This is a genomic window from Bradyrhizobium sp. URHD0069 (assembly GCF_000701345.1).
In the GTDB taxonomy this organism is placed as follows: domain Bacteria; phylum Pseudomonadota; class Alphaproteobacteria; order Rhizobiales; family Xanthobacteraceae; genus Bradyrhizobium.
The window spans coordinates 284,660-291,604 of sequence record NZ_JNIJ01000005.1 but is presented as its reverse complement, the minus strand read 5'-3'; the positions used below and the strand labels follow the sequence as shown (position 1 = coordinate 291,604).

The following is a 6,945-nucleotide window of genomic DNA, read 5'->3' as shown; positions in this document are numbered from 1 at the left end:
TAGAGGATCGCATTCATGACCGCTCGCAGATTGATCTCACGGGGACGGCCGCGCCGGGATGGCGCAGGCATCAACGGTTCGATCAATTTCCACTCCGCATCCGTGGTGTCGCTTGCATAACGCAGTCCGTCGCGCCGATATTGACGTCGGGTGATTTCAGTCCAACACATGTTGTGCTCCCTCGAGTCTTCGCAAACACGAAGGAATCACAACGGGCTGGAATCACTCAACTTTCTTTTTCGGTCAGGCTCTCAGGATGAGGTTAGTATCCTTCGCGCCGTCTCAAAGGATGATAATTCATCGCTTGCTCATCCTTCGAGACGCGGCCAAGGGGCCATCCTCAGGATGAGCCAGGAACGAAAAACGCGCGGAGCCCCGCGCGTTCTTTGTTAGAGCGTTTTCGAGTGACGTGGAAACCGGTTCGCGTGAAGAAAACGCGTCAAACAAAAGAGCTAGAGCCCGGTTCTGATTGAATCAGAACCGGGCTCTAGCCTCACAGGGGCAGCGAGACTACGCCGCCTGTTTGTGCATTGCACCGGCCGCCGAGACCTGGCCGCGGATTGCCTTTACCGAGCGTTCGATCGCAGCCCACAGCCGGCCGATTTCCGCCGCGGCGCGGCCCTCGGCAAAATATTCGCGTACGCCTTCGCCATGGCCGAGCGCCATCAGCAGGTCGGCGCGGTTGGTGATCTGGCCTCCCCACACCGGCGCGCGGAATTTGGCCAGCGCTTCGCGCGCGATGGTGACGATCGGGCTCTCCACGTCGTCCCGGCGAGCCGGCGCGCCGTTGAGGACGACGGCAAAGGGCTTGCGCGCGGCGCGGCAGGACAGAATCGTTTCCTGCACGGCGTTGACGTCGAACACTCCCGGTCGCGCGGGAATAATCACCATCGTGGCATTCTTGATGGCATCTTCCACAACGGCTGACGTATTCGGCGGCGTATCGATAAATACCCATTCGATGCCGTCACGCTTGGCGGCGCTGACGATCCCGCTGACGGAATTGACAGCGGTTTTGATCGGCGGCTCGTTGGTGCCGCGCAGCTTGTGCCAGAGTGTGAGCGACCCCTGCGGGTCGGCATCGATGAGCAAACAAGGCTTCGTTGCTTTATGGACATGAGCAGCCAGATGAGCGGCCAGAGTACTTTTTCCCGAGCCACCTTTACGCGATGCGAAAACAATGACGTTCATACCTTGGCCTCCCAGATTGACCCCAGGAGGTGAAAATGAATCACCGCGCTGATTCGTGGAAGACAAATTTGCAACCAAGTGTGGCAAAGCCTCTCATTTAATCAGCGAGGTTGGCTTTTGAGTCACACCATGCGCCGCTTGAGTCACAGCATGCGCCGCCGCAGAGGCGAAAAATCAACCGTTCGACAGAGTCATTGCGCGCTTTTCGCCCGCTGACGCGCGATCCATTTGCGTTCGATCCATCCGAGCATCTGCACCATCGGCTTTTGCAGCATCGGTACGTCCTGCGCGAACAAAAGGAGCCCAAGCGGCAGCATCCATAGCCCAAGTACCGGCAAGAAGCTGAAAATGCCGCCCGCGATCAGCAGGAAGGCAAGTGGAATCCGCACCAGCCGGGAAGACGGTTTGCGCAGCCACGCCACGAACCTGCCGGCCCGCGGCGGGAGCCTGCGTTCGAACCAGGCAAAATGCCGGTCGAGCTCCGATTTGTAATCTTGGCGCAATGAACCTCTCCTCACGCGAGAAATGTTGATCGGAGACGCCGCCGCAAGGCGTCAGCTTGTCACGCGATGGGGGCTTGAAATCGCGGTAGACCGTACAGCGCGCTGGCCTGCATATCCAGAGCGGAGGGTGAAAGCGCTCTTCGGCCGCGCCCATCGCTCCAGATTCGAATGCCGGTCGACCTTGGTGAACACGCTTTTGCTTTGTCCACTCTACACCCAGCCTCCTGCTTCACCTCGTCCCAACCCGCGCCATGAAGCGCTGCAGTTGGATACAATCCGACGAAAGGGCATTGGTTTCCTCCGGTTTTTCTTGTTGAGAAGAAGGTGTCGGTGGAGAGTCGAACCTTGGCAGGGAAATGCGCTGGCTCGGCAGGTCAGCAAGGCAAGCTCAAGTCGGGTCAGGTGGCGCCTGACTTCGCGGGCTTCTTGGGCTTGGTGCTGACGGGTTTCTTCGCCGGTGCCGGCTTGATGGAGAGCGGCCGCCCCGTGCCGACTGGCGTCACCGATGGTTCGGCGCCAGGGCTGAAGTGGATGCGGCATCCGGGACTAAGCTGAGACTTGTTCCTGACCATGCATACCGTGATGCGGTCGACATCGGGAATCTCGGCGCTACAAAGCCGGAACGCGTCATTGCTGCAGGCTTGTTGCTGTTCGGGCGTGTAAGCCTGGCTTGCGCTCGGCAGCATCGAAAATGACAGCGCCGTTGCGAACATCAAGCCGAGCTGGAACTTTCTGGACCGGACAGCAAACATGAATCCCTCGCGTCGCTTTTGTGAATTGTGAGTGAACAATAAGGAATTAGCAAGCAGGGCAACCAAAGGCCGTTGCGGAAAACTCCGACAGGCTCATAACCTGCCGCGATAAGTTCGCGGAACCAAAACGAGGCATCAGCCGTTGGCCGTCCAATCCTCTGTCCTTCAGGGTGATTTTCGGTGCAGCTCCGCGACGGCGAACAAATCCTTGCTTGCAATACCGGTCTATTGGGTCAGAAGCACTTCCTGATCGGAATCACCCGCGTTCGCAATGAAGCGCTTATTCTCCGAGACACACTGGACTACGTCGGCAAGCACGTCGATGCGATAGTCGCCTATGATGACGCGAGTACGGATCGAACGCTGGAGATTCTTGGCGGACACCCAAAAGTCGCTCTGATTGTGACAAATCGGTCGTGGGAAGCGGACATCGAGGCACGCCGGATTGCCGAGGGTCGACATCGCGGACTTTTGCTGCAGACGGCGCGCGAACAGTTGCAGTTCGACTGGATATTTTGCTTCGACGCGGATGAGCGCGTTACCGGGGATCTACGTGGATTCATCGAAGGAACGCATTCTAGCGATTACGACGGCGTGCGGGTTCATCTGTTCGACGCCTATATGACCCCTGGCGATCATGCACCCTATCAAGCCGATCGCGAACTATTGGGCTTTCGTCGCTTCTTTGGCCCGGAACGGCGAGACATTCTGATGTTGTGGCGAAACCGGTTGGAGGTCATCTTCGCGAAGCACCATCATGCGCGAGAGCCGGGTGGCGTAGAACGCGTGGGGACCGGTCTCTATTGCCAACACTACGGTAAGTCGTTGTCGGTCGACCATTGGGAAGAGACCTGCGATTACTACATGCGACACTTTCCGTTCGATAGCTACGGACGGAAATGGCGCGATCGCAAAGGACGAGCAATCCACACCCAATCTGACTTCATGCGGCCCTTGTACGAGTGGGGTGACACGCTCTTCGCGAATGCGGTCAAGATGTGACTCGTTTGAAAATCGAGATTGCCTTCCGCCTCGTGCCAATGTGACCGCTTGGCTCCGGATCTGCCTTGGCTGCTCCGGCTTGTTGGAAATGCTGCCCTGGCAGCGGACACACGCCTGAAGGTCATTGCGGGTCAGTCTGCAGTGATACCTGCAGTAGCGATCCCCTAAGGCTGATGCGCAATGCCAGCCGATGCGCTGACCAATACAAATGCTGGCCTGCAATGGTCCGCGGTGCCATTGGGTGTGCAACAGCGCAAAGCGTTGAGAAACCATAGTGAGCCTTCGGCTCCCCCAGCCCCTAAGGCTCACTAACCCCTGAGGTTCACTATAGGTGCTGGAAGATGAGTGCAGTTGAAGTCCAACGATAGATAAAGGGCGCGCGTCAAATGCTTTGCGATATACCTCCCTCGCGACGCATACGCGGGAAGAGGCTCGCAATTCCCAGAAACTCAAACGTGCGTAGAGCCTCTTCGGAAACTCCTTTTTATTGCTTGTTTAATTCGGTTGGTCACTTGAGCAGTTCGCAATTCGTTCTATGGATGGGTCAGCAGATTGCCTGAGTTGCTTCCATTCCTCTGCTTCTGCCCGCCAGTATTCCGCTTCTGAAAACCAAAATTCCATTTTCTTTTTGGCAAGCGTCGCCCGCTCGCGGCACATAATTTCCAGCGATGCAAATTCCTCAGAGGAGTACATTGGAACTCCAGGGTTGCCCAAGTCTAGTCAACTTCTTCTGAACGCAAACTAACAATGCTGTAATGCGATTTGAAACGTTCGTGAGCGTGTCTCTGAATGTTGCCAAATTATCTCCCCCACGTCGCACTTTTATGATGGGGGCTCGCAGAGGCAGCTATCGAGAGGCTCCCACGCGTCAAAATAAATTTACCGTTCCGCGATTCGGCCGCTGCGTAGCCGGCCAAGCGCCCGAGGCTCTGAAGTGGATCCTAATCCGGCGCTGCTATTCTCCTGCATCCGCGCGCCATGCACGAGCCTTAGCTGTCGTCTCTTCGACGAAAGTGTTCTTTCCGTTTCGATAGGCTTCTATGTTGTCTTTTGACGAGGCAGCAAGGGCCCGCTTGATATCGGCATAAGCGCGCGCTGCCTCGGGGTGTGCGCGAAGATAATCGCGAAACACCGAAAGTGCTTCCCAACGAGGATATAGCAGCTCCATCAAATGCACATGGTGGGTCCACGGTCCCGGAGGCCCTTTACGGAAGAACAATTCGCGAGGAAGCCACGACGCGTATTCCGGTATATAGTTGTAGCCAAGCGCCTCAATCGGCTCGATGCAACGTTCCTTTGCCTCTTCAAGGCTGGGTACACCAACTAACAGGTCGATGATGGGCTTCGATGGGAGACCTGGAACGGCCGTGCTGCCTACATGCTCAATGGCCAAAGCGAACGAGCCGAGAGCATTCTTAAGCCTGGTGCGCTCCTGCTCGAACAAGGTCGGCCAGTTGGCGTCATAGTCGGAGACAACGATCGACCCTCCTCCGTATTTTTCCATGCTCACCCCATGATGGCCTTTTCGTGGAATCGTATCACGAAGGTAACCTTCACCGTTCTTCTTCGCACGCAGCGTGGCGATGCGGGTTTCAATCTCGGCTTCCCCCTCTCCGAGGCCCGTCTTGGCTTCGTGTCGCGTGTGTCCGCTGGCAGCTTGAGCTGCGCTTCACGTCTGACACCGTAGAGGCGCGCGTATGCTTCTCGCGCATCAGCGGGATAACTTTCCGAGCAAGAAAATCGCCGCTCTTGGAACGAGTCAACGCGGCCATCCCGACTGCCATTTGAAGCGCCTTTTGCATTCTTGGCGCGTGCAAATAAGGCAGACCTATCAGCAAAATGCTGCAACTGCGGGGGGAATTTAGGTGGGGTGGTACAGTTGGGTGGGCTCGAACCACCGACCTCCTGTTCCACAGACAGGCGCTCTAACCAACTGAGCTACAACTGCATCGGTATGCCGGCCCGAAAAAGGGGCCGCCGAACGAGCCGGAAACTAGGTGCAACACACAGCTTTGGCAAGGCGGGAGATGACCATCTAAGCGTCGTCCCCCACGGCCCGCGGGGGGACGATTTCGGGCTTGCTATGAGTCTCCGGCACAACCATGCGCCGCCCCATAAGGCAAAAAACCCGGGCTCTACCGCCCGGGCTTTTTAGAGCGAGAGCGCAGCTTTATCAGGCGGCCGGCTTGAACAGCTTCGACGCGTTGGCCTTGATCGGCTCGGCGGTTTCCGTCGCGATCTTCTGGGTCAGCTCGGTGAGTTCCTTGGCCTGGGCGGTGAAGGTCTCGTACTGCTTGCGGGTGTGAGAGGTCCACAGCTCCACCGCCTCCGAGGGCGACTTGATGCCGAACAGTTGCTGCGCGAAGTCCAGGTTCGCGGTGGTGTTGGCTTTCATCATTTCCATCAGCTTGGCGGAGTATTCGCTGGCGCCCTTGCTGACGGTCGTGAAAACCGCCTCGATGGTGCCGTTGTGGCTCTCCGCGACGTCCTTGAACTTGGCGTAGTTATCACGGGCCTGCGAAACGCCCTTTTCGGCGAACGCACGCATCTGCTCGGGAACTTCGAAAGGAATAATCGAGGCGGAGAAAGGATCGGTACTTGCCATGGCCTTGCATCCTCGCACGGGGTGAAAATGGTGTGTGACTTCTTTGCGCGCCCGGCAGCCAGAAATGGCCGGGAACGTCGACTTGGATCACGCAGCGACTTGGATCACGCAGTAGGAATGCCCTTCGTCGGGCACGCGGCATCCTGTAGCCATATCATGTCAATTTTGTGCATTGCAACGCAATTTAAGGTGCAATGCCATATAAAATGCGCCTCCCGCAATCACCAGGTGTGGTCCGGCAGGGGCGAGGATCGCTCAGGCCGCAGCCCTCGCCGTTGCCAGGGAAAGCTCCTGAGATATCTCAGCTTTTCGGCTTGGTTGCATCGATCGCGACCCGGCTGACAATCTGGCCCATCTCGCTCGCCTGCTCGGCCAGCGCCCGCATCTGCGCCTGCACATACTCGCTGTGCAGCCGCATGACATCACTCAGATCCTTGGCGTGTAGCAGCGACTGCGCAAAATCCAGCGAGGCCTGCACGTTCTTTTCGGCATAGGAAATCGCCGTGCCGGTGATGTCCTTGGCCCCGGCGCGCACCGTCGCACCGCGCTCCTCGATCGATCCGGCGGTCTGCTGCGCGCTGGCAAGGAATTTCTCGAACGCCTTGCGGGCCTGATCCAAGCTCGCTTCAGCCATCGATCGCATTTCCTTTGGAATCTCGAAACGGTCACGTCCAACTTCGCTCATGATCCCACTCCTTTGGGTTTTGCAAGGGGCCATCCAAAGCCCCGCCTCCCGGTTCGTTCACCTCAATTCTACCGACAAAAGATTTCGCCGGTATCTCGCCCGTATGACGCGGCGTCCATCGGTCCCATCGTGGACCTCCGATCGCGTCTTGCAACATTCCAACGCGGGAGCCCGGGCAAGGGTTCGGGCGAATTCGCCAGAGCGAGC

General features: G+C 57.7%; 9 protein-coding genes and 1 tRNA gene. 1 reads left to right on the top strand and 9 read right to left on the bottom strand.

Going from position 1 to position 6,945, the window contains the following annotated elements:
• The 4 genes from N554_RS0101440 to N554_RS0101425 form a co-directional block, all read right to left on the bottom strand.
• Window positions 1-170, bottom strand: a 170-nt coding sequence (locus N554_RS0101440) for a transposase (protein WP_029581843.1), incomplete at its 3' end; no start/stop codon positions are given.
• 340 nt (window positions 171-510) lie between these two features.
• Window positions 511-1,191 carry a ParA family protein gene (locus tag N554_RS0101435; protein WP_029581842.1) on the bottom strand — a complete coding sequence of 227 codons (681 nt, stop codon included), beginning with the start codon at window positions 1,189-1,191 and terminating at the stop codon, window positions 511-513.
• A gap of 191 nt (window positions 1,192-1,382) precedes the next feature.
• The gene (locus N554_RS0101430) at window positions 1,383-1,694 is read right to left on the bottom strand and encodes a hypothetical protein (RefSeq protein ID WP_029581841.1); all 312 of its coding nucleotides are present in this window, start codon (window positions 1,692-1,694) and stop codon (window positions 1,383-1,385) included.
• A gap of 398 nt (window positions 1,695-2,092) precedes the next feature.
• Window positions 2,093-2,446 carry a hypothetical protein gene (locus tag N554_RS0101425; RefSeq protein WP_029581840.1) on the bottom strand — a complete coding sequence of 118 codons (354 nt, stop codon included), beginning with the start codon at window positions 2,444-2,446 and terminating at the stop codon, window positions 2,093-2,095.
• A 180-nt stretch (window positions 2,447-2,626) separates the two neighbouring features.
• Between N554_RS0101425 and N554_RS0101420 the strand changes: the two genes are divergently transcribed.
• Window positions 2,627-3,448, top strand: coding sequence for a glycosyltransferase family 2 protein (locus tag N554_RS0101420; RefSeq protein ID WP_051677231.1), 822 nt, complete (start codon window positions 2,627-2,629; stop codon window positions 3,446-3,448).
• Window positions 3,449-3,943: 495 nt separating this feature from the next.
• Here N554_RS0101420 and N554_RS39455 read toward each other — a convergent pair whose 3' ends face one another.
• From N554_RS39455 to N554_RS0101400, 5 genes are all read right to left on the bottom strand, one after another.
• Window positions 3,944-4,141: a hypothetical protein gene (locus tag N554_RS39455; RefSeq protein ID WP_156041715.1), complete on the bottom strand. Its 198-nt coding sequence runs from the start codon at window positions 4,139-4,141 to the stop codon at window positions 3,944-3,946.
• Window positions 4,142-4,403: 262 nt separating this feature from the next.
• A complete protein-coding gene (locus N554_RS0101415; protein WP_029581838.1) occupies window positions 4,404-4,952 on the bottom strand; it encodes a GrpB family protein in 549 nt (182 codons plus the stop codon).
• Window positions 4,953-5,319: 367 nt separating this feature from the next.
• Window positions 5,320-5,396 (bottom strand) — tRNA-His (locus tag N554_RS0101410).
• Window positions 5,397-5,621: 225 nt separating this feature from the next.
• Complete coding sequence (locus tag N554_RS0101405; protein WP_029581837.1) at window positions 5,622-6,053, bottom strand: phasin; 432 nt, start codon at window positions 6,051-6,053, stop codon at window positions 5,622-5,624.
• A gap of 301 nt (window positions 6,054-6,354) precedes the next feature.
• Window positions 6,355-6,738: a phasin family protein gene (locus tag N554_RS0101400; protein WP_029581836.1), complete on the bottom strand. Its 384-nt coding sequence runs from the start codon at window positions 6,736-6,738 to the stop codon at window positions 6,355-6,357.
• Window positions 6,739-6,945: the final 207 nt, after the last annotated feature.

Coding starts and splice junctions, on each gene's coding strand:
- N554_RS0101435 (WP_029581842.1), bottom strand. CDS start 1,191: ATGAACGTCATTGTTTTCGCATCGCGTAAAGGTGGCTCGGGAAAAAGT.
- N554_RS0101425 (WP_029581840.1), bottom strand. CDS start 2,446: ATGTTTGCTGTCCGGTCCAGAAAGTTCCAGCTCGGCTTGATGTTCGCA.
- N554_RS39455 (WP_156041715.1), bottom strand. CDS start 4,141: ATGTACTCCTCTGAGGAATTTGCATCGCTGGAAATTATGTGCCGCGAG.
- N554_RS0101415 (WP_029581838.1), bottom strand. CDS start 4,952: ATGGAAAAATACGGAGGAGGGTCGATCGTTGTCTCCGACTATGACGCC.
- N554_RS0101405 (WP_029581837.1), bottom strand. CDS start 6,053: ATGGCAAGTACCGATCCTTTCTCCGCCTCGATTATTCCTTTCGAAGTT.
- N554_RS0101400 (WP_029581836.1), bottom strand. CDS start 6,738: ATGAGCGAAGTTGGACGTGACCGTTTCGAGATTCCAAAGGAAATGCGA.